Source organism: Streptomyces sp. TN58, assembly GCF_001941845.1.
In the GTDB taxonomy this organism is placed as follows: Bacteria; Actinomycetota; Actinomycetes; order Streptomycetales; family Streptomycetaceae; genus Streptomyces.
This window is the reverse complement of sequence record NZ_CP018870.1, coordinates 6,458,116-6,481,299: the sequence shown is the minus strand read 5'-3', so window position 1 is coordinate 6,481,299 and position 23,184 is coordinate 6,458,116. Positions and strand designations below refer to the sequence as shown.

General features: G+C 73.5%; 19 protein-coding genes and 1 pseudogene. 9 read left to right on the top strand and 11 right to left on the bottom strand.

The features are described 5' to 3' along the window. Positions 1-45: 45 nt before the first annotated feature. Positions 46-481, bottom strand: a pseudogene (locus BSL84_RS37140) (transposase); the annotation flags it as partial. Positions 482-923: 442 nt separating this feature from the next. Beyond that, positions 924-2,597, bottom strand: coding sequence for a M28 family peptidase (locus BSL84_RS29120; protein ID WP_075971502.1), 1,674 nt, complete (start codon positions 2,595-2,597; stop codon positions 924-926). A gap of 507 nt (positions 2,598-3,104) precedes the next feature. Between BSL84_RS29120 and BSL84_RS29115 the strand changes: the two genes are divergently transcribed. Continuing rightward, positions 3,105-3,923, top strand: a complete 819-nt coding sequence (locus BSL84_RS29115) for an AfsR/SARP family transcriptional regulator (RefSeq protein ID WP_158880141.1) — start codon at positions 3,105-3,107, stop codon at positions 3,921-3,923. Between the two features lie 162 nt (positions 3,924-4,085). Here BSL84_RS29115 and BSL84_RS29110 read toward each other — a convergent pair whose 3' ends face one another. From BSL84_RS29110 to BSL84_RS29100, 3 genes are all read right to left on the bottom strand, one after another. After that, positions 4,086-4,637 (bottom strand): flavin reductase family protein, encoded by a 552-nt coding sequence (locus BSL84_RS29110; RefSeq protein ID WP_075971501.1) that lies wholly within the window; start codon positions 4,635-4,637, stop codon positions 4,086-4,088. Between the two features lie 8 nt (positions 4,638-4,645). Continuing rightward, the gene (locus BSL84_RS29105; RefSeq protein ID WP_075971500.1) at positions 4,646-6,787 is read right to left on the bottom strand and encodes a tetratricopeptide repeat protein; all 2,142 of its coding nucleotides are present in this window, start codon (positions 6,785-6,787) and stop codon (positions 4,646-4,648) included. 251 nt (positions 6,788-7,038) lie between these two features. Further along, complete coding sequence (locus BSL84_RS29100) at positions 7,039-8,259, bottom strand: hypothetical protein (protein WP_037662533.1); 1,221 nt, start codon at positions 8,257-8,259, stop codon at positions 7,039-7,041. A 366-nt stretch (positions 8,260-8,625) separates the two neighbouring features. On the opposite strand from BSL84_RS29100, the gene BSL84_RS29095 reads away from it, so the two are divergent. The 4 genes from BSL84_RS29095 (at position 8,626) to BSL84_RS29075 (ending at position 11,226) form a co-directional block, all read left to right on the top strand. After that, the gene (locus BSL84_RS29095) at positions 8,626-9,315 is read left to right on the top strand and encodes an RHS repeat domain-containing protein (protein ID WP_075971499.1); all 690 of its coding nucleotides are present in this window, start codon (positions 8,626-8,628) and stop codon (positions 9,313-9,315) included. After that, the gene (locus tag BSL84_RS29090) at positions 9,312-10,172 is read left to right on the top strand and encodes a hypothetical protein (RefSeq protein ID WP_159393578.1); all 861 of its coding nucleotides are present in this window, start codon (positions 9,312-9,314) and stop codon (positions 10,170-10,172) included. Before BSL84_RS29095 ends, BSL84_RS29090 begins: the two co-directional genes overlap by 4 nt. A gap of 344 nt (positions 10,173-10,516) precedes the next feature. Continuing rightward, a complete protein-coding gene (locus BSL84_RS36635) occupies positions 10,517-10,819 on the top strand; it encodes a hypothetical protein (RefSeq protein WP_075971497.1) in 303 nt (100 codons plus the stop codon). Continuing rightward, the gene (locus BSL84_RS29075; RefSeq protein ID WP_159393577.1) at positions 10,816-11,226 is read left to right on the top strand and encodes a hypothetical protein; all 411 of its coding nucleotides are present in this window, start codon (positions 10,816-10,818) and stop codon (positions 11,224-11,226) included. Before BSL84_RS36635 ends, BSL84_RS29075 begins: the two co-directional genes overlap by 4 nt. Before the next feature lie 129 nt (positions 11,227-11,355). Here BSL84_RS29075 and BSL84_RS29070 read toward each other — a convergent pair whose 3' ends face one another. The 3 genes from BSL84_RS29070 to BSL84_RS29060 all read right to left on the bottom strand — a co-directional run bounded on the left by BSL84_RS29070 (position 11,356) and on the right by BSL84_RS29060 (position 15,418). Then, the gene (locus BSL84_RS29070; protein WP_045323589.1) at positions 11,356-11,601 is read right to left on the bottom strand and encodes a hypothetical protein; all 246 of its coding nucleotides are present in this window, start codon (positions 11,599-11,601) and stop codon (positions 11,356-11,358) included. Positions 11,602-11,942: 341 nt separating this feature from the next. Then, complete coding sequence (locus tag BSL84_RS29065; RefSeq protein ID WP_045323590.1) at positions 11,943-13,601, bottom strand: class I adenylate-forming enzyme family protein; 1,659 nt, start codon at positions 13,599-13,601, stop codon at positions 11,943-11,945. Beyond that, positions 13,598-15,418: a CoA transferase gene (locus tag BSL84_RS29060; protein ID WP_075971495.1), complete on the bottom strand. Its 1,821-nt coding sequence runs from the start codon at positions 15,416-15,418 to the stop codon at positions 13,598-13,600. The genes BSL84_RS29065 and BSL84_RS29060 overlap by 4 nt, the downstream gene beginning before the upstream one ends. Positions 15,419-15,620: 202 nt before the next feature. Between BSL84_RS29060 and BSL84_RS29055 the strand changes: the two genes are divergently transcribed. Together BSL84_RS29055 and BSL84_RS29050 are read left to right on the top strand one after the other, a co-directional pair. Then, a complete protein-coding gene (locus BSL84_RS29055) occupies positions 15,621-16,925 on the top strand; it encodes an acyl-CoA dehydrogenase family protein (protein ID WP_234363549.1) in 1,305 nt (434 codons plus the stop codon). Between the two features lie 87 nt (positions 16,926-17,012). Continuing rightward, positions 17,013-18,512 carry a DUF4246 domain-containing protein gene (locus tag BSL84_RS29050; RefSeq protein WP_420711218.1) on the top strand — a complete coding sequence of 500 codons (1,500 nt, stop codon included), beginning with the start codon at positions 17,013-17,015 and terminating at the stop codon, positions 18,510-18,512. A 13-nt stretch (positions 18,513-18,525) separates the two neighbouring features. On the opposite strand, the gene BSL84_RS29045 is transcribed toward BSL84_RS29050, so the two are convergent. Continuing rightward, positions 18,526-19,668: a hypothetical protein gene (locus tag BSL84_RS29045; protein ID WP_045323601.1), complete on the bottom strand. Its 1,143-nt coding sequence runs from the start codon at positions 19,666-19,668 to the stop codon at positions 18,526-18,528. Beyond that, positions 19,665-20,873, bottom strand: coding sequence for an MFS transporter (locus BSL84_RS29040; protein WP_420718795.1), 1,209 nt, complete (start codon positions 20,871-20,873; stop codon positions 19,665-19,667). The genes BSL84_RS29045 and BSL84_RS29040 overlap by 4 nt, the downstream gene beginning before the upstream one ends. Positions 20,874-21,071: 198 nt before the next feature. Between BSL84_RS29040 and BSL84_RS29035 the strand changes: the two genes are divergently transcribed. Beyond that, positions 21,072-21,767 (top strand): hypothetical protein, encoded by a 696-nt coding sequence (locus tag BSL84_RS29035; protein ID WP_234308553.1) that lies wholly within the window; start codon positions 21,072-21,074, stop codon positions 21,765-21,767. Positions 21,768-21,987: 220 nt separating this feature from the next. Beyond that, entirely contained in the window at positions 21,988-22,683 is a 696-nt protein-coding gene (locus BSL84_RS29030) for a sigma-70 family RNA polymerase sigma factor (protein WP_045323593.1), read from the top strand. Positions 22,684-22,746: 63 nt separating this feature from the next. Here BSL84_RS29030 and BSL84_RS29025 read toward each other — a convergent pair whose 3' ends face one another. Beyond that, a complete protein-coding gene (locus BSL84_RS29025) occupies positions 22,747-23,148 on the bottom strand; it encodes a RidA family protein (RefSeq protein WP_030029239.1) in 402 nt (133 codons plus the stop codon). Positions 23,149-23,184: the final 36 nt, after the last annotated feature.

Below are 23,184 nucleotides of genomic sequence, written 5' to 3'. Positions count from 1 at the left end.
AGCACCACGCGGCCGCCCGACCCGGGGGGACACTTGGAGGTCGTTTCAGCATGAGGTTCGGAGTCGTCTCAGGCAGATGACGCTGCAGGCGAGTTGAAGGAGGCCGAGGTGCATGTCGGCGCGTACCTCGCAGCGGATACGTAGGCGCTTGAGCTGGTGGAGCCAGGCGAAGGTCCGCTCGACCACCCAGCGGCACTTGCCCAAGCCGGAACCGTGGGCGACGCCGCGACGGGCAATGAGAGGGAATACAACGGCCCTGCGCAGGTCGACCGGGCCCGGCCGGGGCCGGCCGGGCAGCAAACACCACCTGATCGTCGACCGGCACGCGACTCGCCTTCCGCAGTTCGGCGAGGAGCACTTCGTGCAGGCGTGGCCAGACGCCAGCCTCAGCCCAGTCCCGGAGTCGGCGCCAGGCAGTCGCTCCTGAACAGCCAACGACCTGAATGGGGACATCGCGCCAGGCCACGCCCTTGCGAAGCAGTCGTCGCGCCCCCGCTGAACTCCAGCGACGAGGACATCGACTTCCTGACCGCCGCGCTCACCGACGCCGTCGGCACCCTGAGCTGACACGCCCTGCCGTGAGGCGGACCATCTCGAAGCAGAAAACCGAGGACACGTCATGCAGTGTCCCGTCGCGGTCTTTGACCAGCTCGACGAGTCCCAGCTCCGCAGGTGGCACGCCTACTAACGGGTGAACGCCGACCGGCCCCGCTTCGAGGAGGAGGGCATCTGGCGGCGTACCCAGCAGGAGGAGACCGCCTCCAACTCCGGCTGGACGGGCGAGGGCGACGCGCGGCGACGCATCGTCCACTACGGGCACGACTACGGGCTCGTCGACACCACCGCGGCGCCGCCGCAGCACCCGGAGGACCTGCGGGCGGGCCGCCGCCTCCCGGTCGCCTACGAGGTCATCGACACCACGTTCACAACGCCCCCGAGGCCTGCGCCGCCTCGTCCGGGACGTGCTCACCGACCAGGACCACCGGCTGAGGCGACGCCACCGTCCTCCCCACCGGATGGCACCCCTCCTGAGCCCTGCCGTGCGGCACGGCACGGCAGGGCCCACGGGACGCCGCGGGCGGCACCGCGGGGGTGGGGCCCTCCGCCATCGGGCGGTCAGTTGCCGCCAAGGCCCCGAGATCGTGCGCGTAGCGGCCGGCCGCGTCGGCGATGACGTCGATGTTGACGTCGAAGGAACGCATGTGGAGGTTGGCGAGGTCGTCGCCGGGGTTGTGGTGGTTCACGTCGTACGCGGTGCCCGCCTGGCCGCCGAACCTGGCCGCCTGGGCCTCGGTCTTGATGCCGTCGGAGCCGGTGAAGGTGCCTCCCGAGGGGATACCCGCCGCGAGGAAGGGCGCGTAGTCCGACAGGCCGATGAAGTCGGTGCCCTCGTGCGGGACGCCCTTCGCGTCGAGGAAGTCGGTGATGCCCTTCTCCAGCTGGGCGGAGCCCTCCGGGCCGGGGCCCGCGCCGACGCGGTCAGAGTCGTCCCCGTCGCTGACGAAGAACGCGCCGTTCGGCGAGGCGATCGTCTCGAAGTTCAGGTAGAGCCGGATCTGCGCGCGTTGCTCCGGCGTCAGGGCGGAGAGGTACGCATGCGAGCCCGCGACGCCGAACTCCTGCGCCGACCACCAGGCGAACCGCACCTTGTTGCCCACCTTCTCCTGCGACTTGGCCAGTTTCAACGCGACCTGGAGGAGCCCGGCCGAGCCGGAGCCGTTGCCGTTGATGCCGGGGGTGCCGTGCTGCGAGTCGAGGTAGGAGCCGAGGAGGACCGTGTTGGCGGCGCCCCCGCCGCGGGTCTCCGCCACCACGTTGAAGCTGCGGCGGTTCTCGCGCAGTTCGTGGATGTCGAGGGTGACCGTCACCGGCCCGGTGGCGGCCTCCGCGGTCAGCGCCGCGCCGTCCTCCTGGCTGATCCCGCCGGTAGGGATGCGGGCGAGGGAGGAGTCCCCGATGGTCCCGTTGATCTTGCCGGGGGTGTTGTTGTAGACGATCGCGCCGAGCGCGCCCGCCGCGTGGGCATTGCCCTGCTTGACGGCGAAGGAGCAGCCCCCACGCTTGACCAGGGCGATCCTGCCGGTGAACGCGCCCGCCGCGAAGTCGCCCGGCTCGCAGCCGTGGGTGTTGTCGGCGTCGACGGGGACCACGGCCAGCTCCCCGGTGACCCCGCCCTCGGGGCTGCGGGCGGTGAACGCCATGAGCTGGACGGTGACCTCGCGCGGGGTGGGCGAGTCGACGGTGAGGGACTCGGCGAGGTCCTCGGTGTAGACGAAGCCGAACTCCTGGCGGGAGGTCCCGTAGCCGGCGTTGCGCAGCACCCCCTCCACGTATGCAGCCGAGGCCTCGTGGCCCTTCGAACTCGCCACCCTGTTGCCGCCGTTGTAGTCCGCGGCCGACTGGAACGCCCGCAGGTGCCGGAGGGCGTCCTTGGCCGTGGACTCCCGGACGAGTTGCGCCGCCAGGGCGGCGCCGCGGGCGGCGGCCCGGCCCCGGTCTTCGTCGCCCGCGGCGGCGGGGCCGGCGAGGAGCAGCGGGGAGACGAGTGCGGCGGCGGCCAGGGTGGCGGTCGCCGCGGCGGTACGACGTGCGGACATGGCGGGTTGCCCTCTCACGGCAGGTCGAACTGACCGGTCGGCAGGGCCGTGGTCGGCGGTCGGTCGACGATCGGGAAGCACGTACGTGTCGGAGGAGATCGAGGCACGCTAACCCTGCGGCGGGCCCCTGCCAAGGAGCAGATCCGAGCCGGGCCGGGCGCCCCGATTATTGGCCGAGATGCGGCGGGCATACGGCCGAGACGGCTGCCGGTTCGCAGTTCATCTATTTTATTTGGGATTTGGCTGGTTCGTGCCCCTGACACCCTCTCGCGTGATCCCGTATCCATTGTCGTGAGCGCCGGTGAGCCCCACCGCGTGCCGACAGGACAGTGCGCCCGAGGGCGCCGGTAGCGCGGGGGTGGCAGACCAGTGCTGGCCAGAACCGAAAGATCCTCGTCAGATCCCGTCCACGGCCCTCCGGCGGACCCCGACTTACCCCGTTGTCCCGGGCCCGCCCCAGAGCCGACCGGCGGGGGCGGGCCGGCCGACGGGCCGACGTACCGGATCTTGGGGCCCCTGGAAGTCCGCCGGGGCGGGGTGTCGTGCACGCCCAGCTCCCTGAAGCGGCGCGCCCTGCTGACGCTGCTGCTGCTGCACGCCAACCGCCGCTTTCCGATCTGCTCCCTGATCGGCGAGTTGTGGGACGACCGGCCTCCGCGCTCAGCCGTGGCGACCGTGCAGATGTACGTGTCGGGGCTGCGGCGTGTGCTCGCCCCTGAGCACAGCCGCGGGGGCGGCGACCCCCGCAGGCACCCGCTGCTGCTCACCTCCGGCAACGGCTACCTGCTGCGCGTACAGCCGGGGGAACTGGACCTCGACCGGTTCCGCACGCTGGCCGCGCGCGGCCGGGAACTGCGGGCCGCGGGCCACTGCACCACCGCGGCAGAGTCGTTTCACCGGGCCCTGGCCCTCTGGCGGGGCACGCCCTTCGAGGACCTCGGACCGGCCTGCCTGCCCGCGCACTACACCGTCCGGCTCGAAGAGGAACGGCTCGCCCTCGTCCACGACCGGATCGGCGCCGACATCTGCAGCGGCTGGGCCCGCGAGGTTGTCGGTGAGCTGGAGGAGCTGTGCGCGCGCCACCCGCTGCGCGAGGACTTCCACGAGCAGCTGATGCTCGCCCTGGCCGCCGCGGGCCGCCGCGCCGAGGCCCTGCACGCCTACACCCGGGCCCGGCGCGCCGTGGTCGAGGACACCGGAATCGAACCGGGACCGGGCCTGCGCGCGGCCCAGCAGGCCCTGCTCAGCGGGGCCCGGCCCGACAACACCCGGCACGACGGCTGCCGCCCGGCGGGCGCACTCCACCCCGCTGCGCTGGGTGGCTGAGGGCCGCACGGCCGCTCATCCGCAGGGCCATGGGTACGTACGGCTGCGGGTTCGCACGACCGTACCCGCACGCAGCCGTACACCAGCGCACGCAGACAGCAGTACGCCGGTATGCGCGCTCCGCGTACCGGCGTACTCACCCTGCTGACCCGCCTACCCCGCTCAGCCGCCGAGGCTCCAGTCGAGCCGCCGCCGGAAGTACACGAGCGGGTCGTCCTCCGCCACCGCGCAGCCGACCACCTCGCCCACCACGATCACGTGGTCGCCGTGCGGGAGCACCGCCCCCGCACGGCACTTCGCGTACACCGGGACGCCCGACAGCCGCGGCACCGTCCCGTCCCAGTCCCAGAGCACGTCGGCGAACTTGTCCCGGGAGCTGCCCGCGAAGGTCTTCGCCAGCGCCGCGTGGCTGCGGGCCAGCAGGTGGACTCCGAAGTACGCGTCCGGCCCCGCCGTGATCTCCCGGCAGGTCCGGGAGGTGCGCGCCAGCGCGACGAGCACCGACGGCGGGGCCGCGCTGTACGAGCAGACGGAGGAGACGAGCAGCCCCGAGGGCCGGCCGTCACCCCTCCGGGCGGAGACCACCGCCACCCCCGAGACCAGCCGCGACATGGCCTCGGTGAACGCGGCCCCGGACACGGCCCCGCCGGTCCCGCGCTCCCGCTCGATCTCCCGCCGGCGCTCCTGCTGCTTCCCCTGCTGACGAAGGTCCATCCCGGCCCCTACAGGTGCGCCCGCTCGGCTGCGCGCAGGCAGGTCTCCCGGCGGCTGCGCGCCTCTTCGTCGTCGGTGACGGCGAGGACCGCGTCGAAGTCGGCCACCGCCTGGACCAGGCTGCCCGCCGCCTCGTGAACCACACCCCGGTTGAACCGGAACTCGGGCCGGGCCTCCAGCTCCACCGCTCGGTTGAAATCGGCCAGTGCGGCGGTCAGGTCGCCTTCCACATAGTCGAGTTCGCCCTTGATCGCCCATGCCTCGGCCAGCTCCGGATCGTGGCGCAGGGCCGCGTCGAGGGAGTCGCGGGCCTCGGCCGTACGGCCCTCCTCGCCCCACAACCGGCCCTGGAGGCAGAGCAGATGGGGGTGCTCGGCATCGACCAGCAGCCCGGCCTCGACATCGGCCAGGGCCGCTTTGGCCTCGCCCTGGTCGGCCAGCAGGCCCGCGCGGGCGAGGAGGGCCTCCAGGTTGCCCGGCTCCAGTTCGAGGGCCCGGTCGAAGTCGGCCAGCGCGCCGTCGAGGTCGCCGAGTTCGAGCCGGGCCTCGCCGCGGTTGTAGTGCACCTCGGGGAAGGGCGATTCCAGAGTGATGGCCCGCTCGTAGTCGGCGATGGCCTCCTCGATGCGGCCGAGCCGGCGGAGCATGCTTCCGCGGTTGAAGTAGTGGTCGGCGAAGTCGTGGTCCAGGTCCATGATGGAGGCGTAGTCCTCCAGGGCGTCCTCCAGCCGGCCGCTCATGCCGTTGACCTGGGCGCGGTTGTAGCGCAGGCCGACGCGGTGCCAGGTCCGCTCGCCGATGCCGAGCTCTCGGTCGAGCCGCTCGATGCCCTCGTCCAGCAGCCGCAGGGCCTCGTCGGGGCGGCCGGCGCGGACCTCGACCAGGGCGAGGCCGTTGCGGTTGAACACGGAGAAGAAGGCGCGTTCCTTCAGGTCCGGCAGCAGGTCCGAGATCGCGATGGCCTGGTTGACGTACGCGCGGGCCCTGCGCTCGTCGCGCAGCTCCGGCGGGAAGTGGCGGGCGTACAGCATGCCCGTCTCGTAGGCGAGGCTCATGTGGTGTTTGGGCATGGTGGTCTGCGAGCGCGCCTCCTCCTGGACGGCGGCGGACTCCTCCGGCCGTCCGGCGGCGGCCAGGCACACGCCCGTCTCGCGGGTGAAAGGCCACCACAGTTCGGGCCGGACGTCGGGGCCCGTACGGTGGCGGCCCTCCTCGCCCATCTCGGCCGCCGCGTGATAGAGGCCCAGGTACTTGCAGCGGAGCTGGGCCCAACGCAGGGCGTCGAGTCCGGCGCCGTCGCCGTCGCTGCCGCGCAGCAGGTGGTAGGGAAGGGTGCCCAGCCGGAGCGAGGGCTCCTCCTCGGCGCGGCCGGCGACCTCCTCGGCCCGGCGGTCGTGCAGGGCAGCGCGCTCGGGTCCGGTGAGGGCCTCGTACGCGGCGCGCAGTGGGGGCTCGTCGCTGATGCAGTCGCCGGCAACGTACCGGGCGGCGGCCTCGGCCAAGCTGCCGAACCCGGCACCGTCGGGGGTCGGCCCGTCGGGGTCGGCGCCCGCGGGGGCCCCGGGGTGGTGGACGCGGGTGGTGCGCACGGCGAGTTCCGCGGGCAGGGACACGGAGACCATGCCCGGCGGATCTCCGAGCTCCGCGGTGTCGGTGGCGACGACCAGGGTCAGAAGCTCGGCGGGGATCCGGCGCAGGGCGGCGGCGAGGAACTCGTGGTCGGTGACGTCGGCGTGCTGCACGTTCTCCACGACGAGGGTGCGCGGGCCGTCCCCGGATCCGGGGAGGGCGGCTAGGAGGAAGTCCACGATCCCGTGCGAGACGCGCAGCGAGTGCAGCCGGGCCGGGTAGCGGCTGGCCTCGCCGGGGGCATCGGCCATCTTCTCCAGGGCGCGGATCCTCTGCGGTACGAGGGGCGCCAGTTCCGGGGTGCTCTCCTGGAGCTCGATGTAGTGCCGGGCGGCCAGTTCGGGCATGCGGCGCAGCGCCTCGGGGGCGACCTGGCGCAGCAGGGCGCCCGCCGCGGAGTAAGGTCCGCGCAGCCGACGGTGCGCGTCGACCACGGCCAGGGGGGCGGGCAGGCCGAGTCCGGCCCGCAGACGGTCACGTTCGCGGCGCAGGGGCGCCGCGATCCAGTAGTGGCCGGTCATCAGGACTCCTTCGTGGATACCGCGGCCTTCGGGCCGGGGAGGATACGGAGCTCCCGCGTTGCGGGACAGAGGGAGCCGGTTCGCCTGCTGGGCAAAGCGGCGTTGTCAGTGGCGGCCGGTAGCGTGGCAGGCGGACCGGTCGAGGATCGCGGCCGAAGGTCCTGGCGAAGCGGGTGGTCACCGACGCGAAGCGAACGCCCGGGCGAGCGTGGCTCGTCGAGGTGGAGGGGCCGAGCCCACGGGGACGCCCGTCAGCCGATGACGTGGTGGGTGCGGGAGGTGCGGCCGCGCAGACGCTCCCGGGCGGCGATCCAGATCGTGAGGGCGCTCTGCCAGAAGGCCATGATGAGGAAGGCCGAGGAATCCAGCAGCTCGACCCAGCTGGAGCCCTCGCCGCCGAAGCGGCTGACGGCTCCGGAGACCATCTCCACGAAGACGGGGGCGAGGGCCAGCAGGAAGGTGCTGAGACTGAAGGTGTAGCCGGCCACGATCAGCCAGGAGTACCAGCGGGCGGCCCGGCGGTCGACGGGGTGCCAGAGGGATTCGTCCGCCAGCCCCTCGGTGCGCCCGCGCAGTCGCAGGAAGCGGTTGCGCAGCAGGCGTACGGACGTGGTGTGCAGGTCCACGCAGCCGAGCATGGTGGTGATCAGCACGTATACGTCGGTGCGCAGGTAGAGGAAGAACTGCCACAGTACCCGCAGCACGGCGGCGAAGGCCACCGCGAGGCAGACGCGGCTGGCGGTGGTTTCGGCACCGCCGGGGCCGCGGGCGACGTCGGCGACGGTGACGAGGAGAGAGACGAGGACGATGTCGACGACCATCCCGGCGACGATCGGCAGGTAGCGCTTGCGGCGTTCCACGGCGACCAGCCCGTCCAGGGCCGTTTCGACCACGAGGAAGTAGAAGCGGTGCGACAGCCTGGTCTTGGAACCGATGCCCAGACGCCGGGCGGCCAAGGCGTGGAAGGCCTCGTGGATGGCGATCAGGGGTACCGCGGCGACCAGCATGACCAGGCTGATGACGGCGTAGTACTCGCTGAACAGCATGTCTTCCGCGGCCGGTACGAGGTCCGGGGAGCGGATCATGCGCCAAAGCGCCCAGGCGGTGATCAGCCCGTAGCAGACCCAGGCGGGCGGGGAGAACAGGGCGCGGCCGAGTCGCTGCCAGCGCACCGGGCCCGTCTGCGCGGGCTCCTCGCCCTCCTCGCGGACGAAGCCGAGTTCGCGTAGGGCGCCGATGATGTCGTCGATGTCGACCTGTTCGCCGTACTCGGCGGAGTACCAGTCGGCGGCCTGCGACGGGGTGGCGCCGGCCGCGAGGCGGCGCACGAGGTGGGCGCCGTCGACCGGGAAGATCCCGTAGGAGTCCGTGTCGGGCCGCCCGATGGTGACCTCTTCGCCGTCCTCCAGGTAGACCAGCGGGTGGAACGGCAGGGGCGTGTCTGCCTCATTGCGGATGCCGTGCTCCGGCATGGAGCCTCCCTCGGCTTGCGGTCCGGACCGGCTGCGGGCGGGGCACGCCGCCCGGGAGGCACCGTCGTGCCGACGGGCGGCCCGAGTCGCCTCGGGCGGTCCTGGGCACGACGGCGCCGACCCCGGCCGATCAGGTGCCGGGACTCAACTGAGCGATCAGCTGGGGTTCGTGTAGACGTCACACGCCGAGGAGGTCAGACGGACCGGACCGGCCTTGCGGACCTGGATCTTCTTCATGGGAATCTCCTTCACATCAGTGGGTGATGCGGACGTGTCCATCCTGGAGAGGGCCGCCATCGTTTCCCCAAATCTCCGCCAAACGGTTCACGGGGCGCGCACGGGGCGGCGGGCCGGGGGCGCGGCGGGGTGGGCACCGGTCATGGGCACCCCAAACACCAGCCGGCGCACGCGCCCGCCCCCTCCCTACGGTTCTCCCCGGCGGCGGGCTGGGACGGCGAGGGGGACGGCCTGGCGGCGATCGCCCAGCTGGAGGACCGCAACGGCAAACCCGGGGGCCGCATTACCGCTCTCCATCTGACCGGCGGCCCGCGCGTCCTCGCGTATGGCTACACCGACGGGAACCTGACTGAGGTCACCAGCTCCTCCGGTCGGCCCCTGCGGCTGGCGTACGACGACCGCGGCCGGATCACGTCGTGGATCGACACCAATGGCAGCCGCTACGAAAACACCTACGACGACCAGGACCGCTGCATCGCGGAAGGCGGCGCCGACGGACACCTCGCCCTCACGCTCACGTACGACGAGCACGACCCGGCGACGGGCGAGCGCGTCACGGCGGTCACCACCGCCGACGGGCACACCCGCCGCTACCTGATCGACGAGCGGTGCCGGGTCGTTGCCGAGATCGACCCGCTCGGCGCTGTCCCCCGCTACCAGTACGACAGCGCCGGACGCGTGCTCAGCCGTACCGACGCACTGGGCGCCACCTCGCTTCAGGAATACGACGAGGCGGGAAGGATTACCCGCTCAATCCGACCCGACGGCCGCATAGCGGGCAGGCCCAGTACGACGAACCGGGCCTGCCCGCAAGAGTGACCAACGCGGACGGCACGGTCATCCGCCAGACCTTCGATGAGCGCGGCAACCGCACGTCGCTCACCACTTCGGCAGGTGCCGTCACCACCTTCGCCTATGACGATCGCGGTCATGTCGTCACGGTGACCAACCCGCTGGGCGCCGTCACACGCTTCACCACCGACGCGGCTGGCCTGCCGGTCACGATCACGGACGCTCTAGGCGCCACCTCACGGTTCGAGCGGGACGCGTTCGGTCGCCCCGTGCGCGTGACTGACCCGCTCGGCGGGGTGACGACCATGGAGTGGACCCCCGAGGGACGTCCTGCCCGCCGGGTGGACCCGGACGGCGCCGAGTCGGCATGGACGTACGACGGCGAGGGCAACTGCACCGCCTTCACCGATCCAGCAGGCGGGGTGACCCGCTTCGAGTACACCCACTTCGACCTCCTCGCCGCTCGGACCGGGCCTGACGGCGTACGCCACGAGTACACCTACGATGCGTTGCTGCGACTCACGGGCGTACGCAACCCCCAGGGCCTGATCTGGGAGTACGCGTACGATGCGGCGGGGCGGCTGATCTCAGAGACCGACTTCGACGGCCTGACGCTGACCTACTCCTACGACCCGGCCGGTCGCCTGCGCTCACGTGTGAACGGGCTGGGCGAGGAGATCGCTTACGAGCGCGACGTGCTCGGCGGATCGTCCGCAAAACCTCCCCCGCCGGTACCGCGACGTTCGAGTTTGATGTCTTCGACCTGCTTGCAGCGGCGGTCTCCTCCGACGGCACCAGGCTGCTCCGCATCCGCGACCGGCACGGTCGGCTTGTCGAGGAGCATGTCGATGGCCGTACGGTCCGCTACACGTACGACGAGCTGAGCCGGCTGGCCGGCCTGACAACCCCCGCCGGGGCGCTGACCCGCTGGGCCTATGACGAGGGCGGCCACTGCAGCAAGATCACGGCCTCGGGCCGAACGCTGAGCTTCGAGCGTGACGCAGCCGGCCGTGAACTGACTCGGCGCATCGGCGACAGCACAGCGCTGCACCAGACTTTCGACGCGGTGGGCCGGCTCACCACCGGGTCGGACCAGCGGACCGTGCTTCGCCGCGGCTACAGCTACCGTGGGCGACCCGCCGGGGCTCGCGCTGCCAGGCGTGAACCGCCGCATCTGGAGGGGTCGCCGATCCTCGCGCGATTCGCGAAGCCTGGGGAGGAGTTCAACATGGCGATCTCGCAGGGCCAGACGCGACCCGGCGGGTTCCGCACTTTCGACGACGTCCCCAACCAGCAGTATGTTCGCGCTCAGTTGGCCGTCCGCACCGACTGGAAGACGGACGTCTCGCTCCTGCAGCGCTACCCCATGTCGGACGGTGATCCGATCCTCGTCCAAGAGAGCATCATCGGACCCCAGATGGACCCGAAGCCAGGCCATCTGCCCGGCGGCGGGACTCAGATAGAGATCATGGAATTCGGAGACCGAGCCCGGCTGATCCCAGTCGGCCCACCCACGGAGATCCCCAAGTGACAGAAGAAAATCCCGGCGTCGTGGTCACCTGGACCCAGGGCGACACCACAGTCCGCTGGAGCGGCCCCGCCGGAGACGTCGAGAAGTCGTACGAGCTTCCGCCACAGGACGTCTTGGCGTGGCGGGAGTACGACGAGACGCTGGTGCTGGTGGTGGAAGCCATCAACAGCGCACCGTTCACCCCGTCGGACAACGCGGTGGTCTACCGGGCCGACGGCACGGAACTGTTCAGGCTGCAGCCGCCGCACGACCTGCTGAGGGACCCGAACGACGTGCACGGCTTCTACACCGCCTTCCCCCAGAGCGGCCGACCGCTCGTGATCATGGTCACGCGCAACGCAGGTGACTTCCAGGGCCGCATCGACTTGCAGACCGGCAGGATCGTGGACATCAATGCCTGGCGCTGAGTATCTGATCAATACCCTTGCGTCCCCCGACCCGGAGCCGGTGCCCATCCGAGTGCTGCCTGCCCGGTGACCGCGGGCGCCTCAGGTCCTGGTTCGCCGCGCCGGCGGAACGGACGGGGCGGTGGCGGATCAGTGGAGGATGCTGTCGATGCCCTCGCGGGCGCCCTGCCGAAAGGAGTGCGACGGCGGCGGGGGTAAAGGCCGCGCCGGTGTTGCCGAACTCGGCCACGTTGCCGAGCTGTCGGTCCTCGGGGCGCCGAACTGGCGGGCGACGAAGGAGGTGATGCGGTGGTTGGCCTGGTGCGGGGCCAGCCGGTCGACGTCGCCGAGATCCCAGCGGGGAGCGGCGGCGGCCTGCCGGGAGGCGGCGGCCATGCGGTCGACGGCGTGGCGGAAGACGTCGGCTCCCCGGAAGGCGAGCGGGACGCCGTCGGGGCCGGCCGGCCAGTCCGTCCCGTCCGGCAGCCAGGGCAGCCCGCCCAGCCGGACCGCCGTTCGGCAGCTCCGCGGCGTCCCACTCCTCGTCCGCCATGGCGGGCCGTACGCCGGGCCGGATCAGCGCGGCCCAGCGTTCGGCGTCATGCTCGTCGAGGTGGCGTCGGCCGATGTCGCGCAAAGCGTGTGCCTGTGCATGCGCGTGTTCCGGCTCGGGTGCCCGTTCTGCGTGGCCCATGGGCCGATGGTGCCGCCCGGGGTCGGGTCGGACAACGGCCGTCCTATACGAGAGCACTGCTCTCGGTCAGCCGTCGGCGGAGGGCCGCGCGGTCGGGTTTGCCGGCGGCGGTCAGGGGCAGTTCCGCGACGACGAGCAGCCGCTCGGGATGCTTGCACCGCTCCAGCCCGCGCCCCGTGAGGTGTTGCGCGAGTGAGGCGAGCGTGGGGGCCTGTGCCCCCCGGGCCACGACGCAGGCCGCGAGCCGCTCGCCCATCAGCGGGTCGGGGACGCCGACGCAGGCCACGTCCCGGACCTGGGGGTGCGTGGTGAGTTCGCGTTCCACCTCGGCGGGGCTGATGTTGGCTCCGCCGCGGATGACGATGTCCTTGAGGCGGCCGACGACGTGCAGGACGCTCTCGGCGTCGAGGTAGCCGAGGTCGCCGGTGCGGACCCAGCCGTCGGGGGTGCGGTAGCGGGCGTCCAGCTCGGGGGCGCCGACGTAGCACAGCGGGGTCATCGGGCCTCGGGAGACGATCTCGCCGAGGGCGCCCTCGGGAAGCGGCTCGTGGGTGTCGGGGTCTGCGATGCGGATCTCGGCGACCCGGGGGTCGGGGCGGCCGGCGACGACGCCGTGGCCGTCCGTGGGCGGAAGCGTACTGTCCAGTCCGGTATGGCAGTTGACGCCGTCGGCGGAGCCGTAGAGGTTGACGACGGGGCAGCCGAAGGCCCCTGCGGCGGCGGCCGCCGTGGCCGCGTCGAGCGGTGCGCCGCCGAGGACCAGCGCGGTGGGCGACGGCAGCTCCTCGCCCGTCCCGTCGAGGCGGTCGAGCATCATGCGGACCATGGTGGGCACGCCGAGGACGTGCGTCGGCCGGTGTTCGCGCACCGCGGCCAGCGCGGCGTCCGCGGTGAAGTGGTCGAGCAGCACCAGGGTGCCGCCGTGCCGGGCCAGGGTGACCGCGGTGCCGTTGGAACCGAAGGCGGAGGCCAGCGGGACGAGGAAGAGACAGCGCGGCGGGGTGCCGTCGGGGATGAGGGAGGCCAGGAAGTTGCCGCGGCCGCCGGCCAGCGCGTTGTGCGAGTAGGCGACCATCTTGGGCTCGGCCTCGGAGCCGGACGAGACGAGGATGCGGGCGGCGCTGTCGGGGTCCGGACGGGCGGGGACGAACCCGCGCGGCTCGCCGCGCAGCAGCTCCGACAGCGGAACCGTTCCGTCAGGCAGGGTGCCGGGCCGCCCCGCGGCGATGACGTGCCGCAGGTGCGGGAGGGCCCCGGCGAGGGCGCGCAACTCCTCCGCGTGCCGCAGCCCGCGGTGCTCTACCGCCGCGATGACGGCGACGGCCTCGGCGCGCCGCAGCAGGGCCTCGGCCTCCAGGGCGCCGCGCCCCACGGGGAAGGGCAGCGAGACCGCTCCGAGGGCGGCCAGCGCCAGGTCGGCGATGACGGCGGCCCGGGCGTCGGGCAGTTGTACGCCGACCACGTCGCCCGGGCCGATCCCGAGGTCGCGCAGGCCGGTGGCCAGGCACCGGACCTTGCGGTCGAGTGCGGTGTAGCAGAGCTCTCCCTTGGCGTCGACGACGGCGGTGCGGTGCAGGTCGGCGATCTGCCGTGCGCGGAAGAGGCTGTAGAGGTCGAGGTCGGGGCAGGTGCCGTCGACCACCCAGGCACGCCGGAGTTCGGCGGGCACCAGGTCGCGCGGTAAGAACCTGTCGGCGGTCATGCGAAGCTCCAGGGGTCGGGGACTGCGGGTGCGCCGTGCGCGTCGCGGCTGACCCGGCCGGCGAAACGCGGGTCGTGGTGCAGGTCGGACAGTTCGGTGGTGACGGCGGTCGCGGTCAGTCCGCGCTCACGCAGCCGGGACAGGGCCTCGGCCGTGGGCAGGCCGCGCAGGTCGTGGCCGGCGGCGGCGCGGGCGTCGGCGTCGGCGGGTGCGATCCACCCGTCGGCCGTGGCCAGGGGGTAGCGGAATCCGGCGGGCCGCCGGGGGTTGTGCCCGCGGGCCGCCCGGCGCAGGGCGGGGCCGGTCAGCGTGTCGGCGGCGCCGAGCAGGGAGGAGTCGACCCGTACGCCGCGGCCCGTGCGCTCGCGCAGCAGCAGCCCGGCCAGGACGGCTTCGGCACCCAGCAGTCCGCCCATGACGTCGAGCAGGGTCATCAGCGAGGGCGCGGGGACCTCGCCTTCGGGGCGGACGGCCTCGCCGACCCCGGTACGGGCCTGGACCATGAAGTCCGTACCCATGGGGGCGCCGTCGAGCCGACCGGCCCAGCCGCTGGTGTACGCGTGGACGAGCGCGGGATTGACCCGTGCGAGGTCGTCGGCGTCGAGGCCGAGGGCCGCGGCCTTGCCCGGCGCCCAGTTGTGGAGGAAGACGTCGGCGTGCGCCGCCAGTTCCCGCAACCGTCCCCGGTCCGCCTCCGCCTTGATGTCGATCTCCATGGCCCGCTTGCCGCGGTTGAGGGCGAGCCAGCGGGCGGAGATCCCGGAGCAGGCGGGGGGCATGCCGCGCAGCGGGTCGCCGCCCGGCGGTTCGATGCGGATCACGTCGGCGCCGAGGAGCCCGAGCAGGTGCGCGGCGAGCGGCGCCTGGATCCGGCGGCCTGCCTCCAGCACGGTCAGCCCGGCCAGGGGTCCGGCAGCCAGGGGCCCGCCGGGCGCACGGTGGGGCCCGGCCGGCAGCGGCGCCCGCCGGTCGGCGGCGGCCGCGGGGGCGCGGGCTGTCGACGGCGTGAGGGACCACGGGGCGGCGCCGTCGTACTCGGCGGCCCGGTCGGCGAGGGAGCGCAGTGCGCACACCTCGGCACCGGAGGCGGCCGCGGCCCGGCGGATCCGTTCCCAGCCGTGGGAGCGGGCGGTGGTGTGGAGGGCTGCCGGCAGGGGCGCGCAGGCGGTGGCGTAGCGGAACTGGAAGGGCCGCCAGCCGCTGCGCAGGGCGTCGGCGGGTGCTTCGAGCTCCTTCCAGAAGGCTGCCCAGGCTGCCGGGTCGAGCGTCTCCAGTTCGAAGACGGTCCCGTCGGCGGCGGTGAACGGCGGTCCGCCGGGGGCGATGTCGGCCGCCTCGCCCTCGTCGGCGCCGGCGGCCGCGAGGTACTGGGACACGGCGAGCAGCCCGGCCCGGTCCGCGCCGGTGGTGACCTGGGCGGGCGCCGCGCCCCGGGACTGGCCCACCAGGTTCGCGAGCAGTCCCTGGACCGCGAGGACGGCGGTGGCTGTGGCGGCGTAGTCGACGGCCGCTCCGCGCGGGGTGCCGTCGCGGCGCCCGTGCACGGCCATGATGCCGGTGGCGGCCTGCACCGTGGCCTCGTCGGTGAGCCCGCTCGCGGGATCGGCCCAGGTGGCGGCCGCGTGCACGGGTGCGAAGCCGCCGCCGTGGAGTGTGGTGCCGGCGGCGGGCGCGTCCACGTGGACGGGGCGGTCCGTCCGGGCGCCGAGCAGCCGCAGGTGGTCGCTGACGACGTTGGTGATCTGCGGCGGGCCCGAGGTGTCGAAGCGCAGTGTGTCGAGCGGCCGGACCGTGTGCGTGGTCGCCTGTGGCGCCATGCCTCTCCTCTCCTGGCGCGGCGGTGGCCGCGGCCGGGGTCTCGCGGGATTCGGGAACCGGGGAGCCTGTGCGCCCGACCAGCTCCACGAACAGACAGTCGGTCGGCCGTTCGTGCGAGTTCCCGCGGGTTCGCGGGGTCAGCCGAAACCTTCCGGCGGATCGCTCGCGTCCCGGACGTTCCCGGGGAAGAGGAGGCGGACGGTGGAAGATCGCCGTAGCGGCGGTGGCGGAGCCGCACGACATGAGGCGTACGCGGTCCCGGACTTGATGACGGTCTCGGACGCGGAAGCGGACACGGACACGGGCGCGGACACGGGCGCGGACTCGGACACGGACACGGTCACGGTCACGGGCGCGGTCGTGGACGCGTGCGAGCAACGGGTCGCCCGCTTCGTCCGCGGCCGGGTGTTCCCCCGGGAGCCCGTGCTCGACGCGGGCGGGCCGGCGGCCGCCGAGGCGCTGGCGGCGCTGCGCGCCGAGGCCCGCGGCGAGGGGCTGTGGGCTCTGCCGCTCCCCGCCGAACTGGGCGGCGGCGGGCTGTCCTTGGCGGCGTACGCCGAGCTTGCCGAGGCAGAGGGAGCCAGTGACCACGGTCCTGCCGCACTGGGGTCCGCCCCGCTGCTGGACGTGCGGATGCTGGCCGGGCACGGGCGGCCCGGCGTCCGCGAGGCGTACCTGGAGCGGCTGGTCGCCGGCGGGATCCGCGCCTGCTACGCGATGACCGAGCCGGGAGTGCCCGGCACCGCCCCCTTACGGACCGCCACCCGCGCGCGGCGGCTCCCGGACGGCGGCTGGCGGGTCACCGGCCGCAAGTGGTTCACCTCGGGAGCGGCGGACGCCGACCTGGTGACCGTCATGGCCCGCACCTCCGGGGAGGACGGGGACCGCGAGGGCCTGTCCCTGCTGCTCGTGCCCACGGACTCCGCCGGCTTCCGCGTGGTGCGCGAACTCCCCGTACTGGGAGCGGCGGGACAGTACGAGATCGCCCTCGACGGGGTGCGGGTTCCGGCCGACCACCTCCTCGGTGAGCCCGGCGAGGCCCTGGCCATCGCCGGTGAGCGGCTCCAGCTCGGCCGTACGCTGCGCTGCCTGCGCTGGCTCGGGCAGGCGCAGCGGGCCTTCGACCTGATGTGCCGGCGGGCGGCGGCGCACGACGGGTCGCGCGGGCCGCTCGCCGAACAGCAGTTGGTGCAGGCCCACGTCTTCGACGCCCTGCTGGCCCTGCGCACCACGCGTCCCCTCGTCCGGGAGGCGGTGGCGCTCATCGCCGCGGGGCGGGACGCGCGTACGGAGGTGGGGCTGGCCAAGGTCGCCGCCGCGCGCACGCTCCAGCAGGTCGCGGACTGCGCGATCCAGGTCCACGGCGCCGCCGGCCTCGGACCGGACACGCCGCTGCCGGGGCTGCTGCGCACCGGGCGAGCGGCGCGCATCCTCGACGGCCCGGACGAACTGCACATCACCTCGGTGGCGCGCCGCGTCCTGCGGGGCTACGGCCACGGCGTGTGAAGGGCCGCCCGCGCGGCGGTGTCAGTGCGCTGAAGTATCCTTCCGGCCACCGCACACCGACTCGGAGGTCCGAGAGAATTGACCGGCATGTCCGCCTTCCCGCTCCCCTTCAACACGTCACGTTCCATACCGTTCGCCAAACCCCGGATCCTGCGCGAACTCCAGATGATGCAGTGCAGCGCGCTCATCCGGGCGAAGCCGCGGTGGTTCGACAAGATGGACGACGCCGACATCGTCGCCCGGTGGACGCGGGAGGCGGTCGACCAGGGCCTCAGCGAGGCGCAGGTGCGCTACGTGCTGGACGAACTGCGCCACTACGCCGCCCTGCGGGACCCGCAGACCGGAGTCGAGGTGTCGGGCGTCGACGGGGTGTGGCAGTCGGACACGCTGGTCGACGAGACGCTCAGGTCCCGGCTGCGGGAGGCCGTCCGGGTGCTGGAGGAGGTCCCCGAGGAGGACAAGGACTGGCATCCCGGTTCGGACGGGCAGGTGTTGGACCTGGTCCATCCCTCGCTGTTCTGTCTGGTGCGGGAGGTGAGCGGGGGTCCCGAGAGCGCCTGGCAGAACCCGACGGACCGCTGGTCGAAGTACGAGTTCTCGGAGAGGTTCCAGTGGCTGCCCACGGACGTCGACGTCAGTGACGACGGCGAGGTGGCCTTCCGTTCGTACGTCAACAACGTCCACCCCGAGACCCACGCCGGACTCCTCGCGGTCCTCCCCGACGTGTTCGCCCGGATGCGCCCGCTGCTGGAGAACGTGCTGACGGATCTGCGCCAGCCGCGGCCGCTGCGGATCGAGGTCAACCCCTACTGCTGGTACGACTCGAAGCCGGAGTACCCGCGCCGGACCTCCTACAGTGACGACGCCGCGTACAACGAAGCCCGCAGCCAGTGGGAGGACGCCTACGAGGAGTGGTCGGAGAACCGCCGGCCGGTCATCCCGGACGCCCCGGTCTTCACCGCGCCCGAACCGCCCGCGGAGGCCGCCCGGGTCGACCTGCGCGGGCGCGGCCTCCAGGTCATCGTCAAGCTCGCCACCATCCAGCTCACCCCGGACAAGCCCGAGTACGCGGGCGGTTCCTGGCACGTCGAGGGGATGGTGAACGAGCGGATCGTCTCCACCGCGCTCTACTACTGGGACAGCGAGAACATCACCGAGAGCCGGCTGGGCTTCCGGGCGGCGCTCGACGACCCGGACTACGAACAGAACGACGACGACGGCGTGCGCGAGGTCTACGGCCTGGAGAACGAGGACGCGCTGAACCAGGTGCTGGGATCGGCCGCGACCCCGGAGGGCCGGTGCCTGGCGTTCCCGAACATCCTGCAGCACCGCGTCGACTCGTTCCGGCTCGCCGACCCCACGCGCCCGGGACACCGCAAGATCCTGGCCTTCTTCCTGGTCGACCCCTCGCGGAGGATCGTCTCGACATCCGACGTGCCGCCGCAGCAGCCCTGGTCCGAGACCTCGACCATGACGCTGGAGCAGGCCCGCGAGTACCGGGAACAGCTCATGCAGGAACGCAAGTTCTTCGTCGACGAGCACAACGAGCAGCTCTACGAGAGGGAGTTCTCCCTCTGCGAGCACTGAGGCCGGGTCTCCCCTATATACGGGTGATGTCCACGACGCCGTGGAGGGCGGCCAGGCCGAGGGTCAGGAAGAAGTCGCCCCAGACGAGTTCGTGCCGGACCGCCGACCGGGCGGCCGCGTCGTAGCAGCCGTCCAGCAGCATTCCGGCCGGCCGGCCGCCGCCCCCGCCGGTGAGGTGGGAGCGGACGAGGTGGCCGAGGATCTCCGCGCCCCGCTGCGCGTACCGCTGTGCGCGGGGGCCGGGGATCCGGGCCAGTTTCAGCAGGGCGACCGCCGTGATCGCGGCGGCCGAGGTGTCGCGGGGGCCGTCCGGGAGGGCGGTGTCGGCCGGCGGGACCAGCTCGCCGGCCGGTACGTCGCCGCGGGTGAGCAGCAGGGCGGCGGCCTCGGTGAGCCGGGCGGCGTCGCCTGCTGCGCCCGCCGTGCCGGCCGGGCGCAGCAGGGCGTCGGCGACCGCCAGGAGCAGCCAGGCCCTTCCCCGGCTCCAGCCCGGCGGCGGGTCGTCGCACGGCCGCCAGCGGGCGGTGGCCGTCTCGAAGCGCAGGGCGGGCCGGAACCACGCGGACGCGCCGCCCCCGTCCGCGCCGCCAGGGAGACCTGGGCCGAGGCAGGGGCCGCCGGGTGGGCCGAGGCAGAGGTCCAGGTGCCGGTGGAGGTGCGCGGCCGCCGCGGCCGCCCCGCCCGGTCCGGCGTCCGCGAGGAGCGGAACCGTGCCGGGTACGGCGTCCACCCGGGCCAGTAGCCGCGGTCCGCCCAGGGCGCCGCCCCACGGCAGGATCCCGAGCTCCGGGTCGCAGGCGGCGAGGCAGGCCTTGGCGGCCCGGGCGCGGATCTCGGCGGCTTCGGCGTCGCCGCCGGCCGGTGCAGTCCCGTACCAGAAGATGAGGCCGCGGGTGGCGGTGTCGGCCTCCGCCCACGGTGCGAGCCGGGCCGTGCACGCGGCGGCGGCCCGGCGGTCCGGTTCGGCTCCGGTGTACCGGGCCCGCAGCCAGAGCAGTCCGGCCCAGAACCCCCCGGTCCAGGAGCCGCGGCCGGTCGTGGTCCACCGCCCGTCGGCCGGGGCGGCGTACAGCGGGAAGCGGTCGCCCACCTCGGCCGCGGTCACCGCGACCCGCTCCACGGCCGCCTCCAGTGCCCGGCCGGTCTCCGCGCTCACGCCGTGGTCCCGCGCCGTGCCCGGTCCCGCAGCGCCCACAGGAACGCGACGGCCGCGGCGACCGCGAACTCCGCCGCCACCAGCAGCCAGCCCGCGCCGTAGCGCCCGCTCTGCGCGAGCAGCCCGTACAGCGGTGGGCCCAGGGCGAATCCGGCGAAGAACCCGGCCGCGACCAGCGCGGAGTCCTGTCCGGCCCGGCCGGGGGCGGCCCGCTGGAGGACCAGCACCATCGAGACGGCGTTGGCGGATACGGCGAACACGCCGACGGCGACCGCGCCGGCCCACACCAGCGGGCCCAGCAGCAGGGCGGCACCCAGCAGCGCTGCCGCGCCCAGCGCGCCGAGCGCGAGCCCGGCCGGGAGCCATTCGGCGCGCCCGGGGCGGGCCGCCCTGGACCAGCCGACCCGCCCGGCGATCCCGGCCGCTCCCAGGACGGCGACCAGGGCGCCCGCTGTCGTCGGGCCCATGCCCAGGCGCTGTGCGCCGAAGAGGGCGAGGTAGGTGTTCACGGAGGCGATGCCCGCGCCGAGGAACAGGGAGAACGCGGCCAGCCAGGCCACCATCGCGCGCGGAACGAGGTCCGTACGGGGCTCGGCGGGCGGCGGCGGGAGGTCGGCGGGCAGGACCCGCAGCGCCCACAGCCCGGCGACCAGGGCGGCCGCCGCTCCCGTCCACACGGCGCCCCGCCAGCCGATCCCGGCGGCGAGCAGGGCCAGCGGCGCGCCGGCCGCGAAGGCGCCCAGCTGCACGCCGGACTGCTTCAGGCCGGTGACGGCGCCCCGCCGGGCGGGCGGGACGGCACGGAGAACGGCCTTGTTGGTGGCGGGGTTGGCGAGCGCCTGCGGTACGCCGCCCAGTGCGACGGCGCCGAGCAGCAGGCCGGCGCCGGGTGCGGAGCCGATCAGGGCGAGTGCGGCCGCGGAGAGCAGCAGCAGTGCCACGAGGGAGCGCCGGGGGCCGATCCGGTCCACGATCCGGCCGCCGGCCGGGGACAGGGCGGCTGCCGTTCCGAAGCCGATGGTGGTGGTCAGGCCCAACAGGGCCGGTGACACGCCCAGTTCGTCCACGAGGCGCGGGCCGAGTGCTCCGAGCAGGAACAGTTGCAGCATCGAGAACGCCATGGCGCAGGTGAGGAGCGCCGTCAGGCGGCCTCCCGGCTCGCCGTCCCTGCCCGTCGGTGATGCCGTCGCCGTGCCTTCCGACACCACGAAGTCCCCCTCGCGCCGATGTTGAACTCCTCGGTCGAACGGGTAGTCAGTCGGGTGGTGTGGCGGCCCGGTTCCCGGGTTCCGCTGTGCCCTGCACCACACGAGACAGGCGGTTCGGCCGCTGCGTGGGCCGGTCCGCGGAAACTTGTCCGGAAGTGCGCACCCCGGTGTGCGGCTCGGGAGGCCGGTGCGAGGATGAGCCCCGCCATGGAGCCGGTCGTCCGCTGTCTACGCGCCCTGAGGGCTGTGATGTTCGCAGCCCTCTGCGTGGTGCTCGCGGCGACGGGGCACATGCTCATGTCCGGGACGGCGGTGCCCTGGTGGGCCCTGCCGCTCGGGTTCGGCGCGGCCGCGGCGACTGCCTGGTCCCTCGCCGGGCACGAGCGCGGGATCCTCTGTGTCACGGGGGCCGCCGTCGCCGTGCAGGCCGTGCTGCATTCGGCGTTCTCGGTGGCCCAGTCCCTGGTCGGGCCGGCTTCACCGGCCGCGTCCCCGGATGTGGTGGGCGGGCACACGCACCATGCCGCGCTCTGGGCGTCGGATGCCGCGTCCGCCCCGACGGCCGTGCACCCGGCGGGGGTCGGGCACCACGGATCCGGGGTCCTGCCGCCAGTGTTGGCATCGTCGACGGGGATGCTGATCGTCCATCTGTCGGCTGCCGTGCTGTGCGGGTTATGGCTCGCCCACGGCGAGCGCGCCCTCTTCCGAGTGCTGCGTGCCGTGGGCGCGCGGCTGTGGGTTCCGCTGCGCCTGCTGCTGCGTCCGGCAGCCGTCGCCCACCGGACGCGTGCGCGGGTACGGCGGCGGCGCGGGCCGCGCGCACCGCGGCGGCTGTCCCTCGTCCATGCCATCACCTCACGGGGGCCGCCGACGGCGACCGCTGTCCTGTGACAGCTGGTCACCCGAAGCCGCGTCCCCGTTCGCGACCGCTCTCGCGCACCCCTCGCATGCCACTGCCGCACCTCGTGCACCTCGTGCACCTCGTCACCCGCATGTGACCCGTGGATGCCGCGCATCGGGCCCTCGGCCGTGCCTGCGGGCAGGCCGTGCCCTTCACCGGCCCGCCGCCCATGCGGCGCCGGACTCCCCTTGCACATAAGGACCTTTGGCGATGACTCCTGCCCTGAACCCCCAGGCCTGTACCGCCGGCTCACGTCCCGCCCGGCACACGGAGGACTCCGACGCGGCGGTGACCCGGCTGGCGCTCGCCGCCCGCGACGGGGACCGCGCGAAGACCGACCGCTTCGTACGCGCCCTCCACCGCGACGTCTGGCGCTACGTCGCCTATCTGAGCGCCGACGCCCAGGCGGCCGACGACCTCACCCAGGACGTGTTCCTGCGTGCGCTCGCCGGACTCCACCGGTTCGAAGGCCGTTCCTCCGCGCGTACCTGGCTGCTGTCCATAGCCCGGCGCACCGTCGTGGACAGTCTTCGCCACGCCGCCGCCCGGCCTCGGCTGTCGGACCGCTGCGACTGGCAGGCGGCCGCCGAGCAGGCCCAGCCGTACGGCGTACCGGGCTTCGAGGACGGGATCGCGCTGGCGGAGCTGCTGGCCGCGATCCCGTCCGAGCGCCGGGAGGCCTTCGTCCTCACGCAGTTGCTGGGTCTGCCCTACGCGGAGGCGGCCGCGGCCGTCGGGTGCCCGATCGGCACGGTCCGCTCCCGCGTGGCCCGGGCCCGTACCTCCCTCGCCGCCCTCCTGTCGGACACCCACACGGCCGCGCCGGAGCCGAAGGCCCCGGCCACGCGGCCCCGTCGGGGCCCGCGGGGGGCGTGCGGGGCGGTGCTCGCGGCTTCGTCCGCCTGACCTGATCGAAGGACGCGGCTGCCCCGGGCCCGGCATGTCCGGGCCCGGGGCAGCCCTTGGGCGTCAGGGTCGGGCGGCGACGGCTTCGACCTCGAACAGCATGTCCGGCGTGGCCAGGGCCGCGACCCCGACGAGGGTCTGCACCGGCGGCTTGCCGCCCCAGCGATCCTGTATGGCCGCGGCGATCGGCCCCAGCCTGGTGACGTCGTGGTTCACGACGTACGTACGGAGCTGGACGACATGGCCCAGGTCGAGGCCGTGGGCGGCGAGGGCCACGCCGATGTTGTGGAACGTCCGCTCCACCTGCTCGGTGAAATCGGCCGAGACGACGGCGCCGTCGGGGCCCGATCCGTACTGGCCTGCGACGAAGACCAGTTCCGTACCGGCGGGGACGGTGGCGGTGTGGCTGTAGCCGAAGGGGGCCGGGTCGTGCAGGCCGTCGGGATGGACGATGGCGTGTGCCATGCGGGGTCACCTCTCGTGTGCGACGTACTGTGCGTG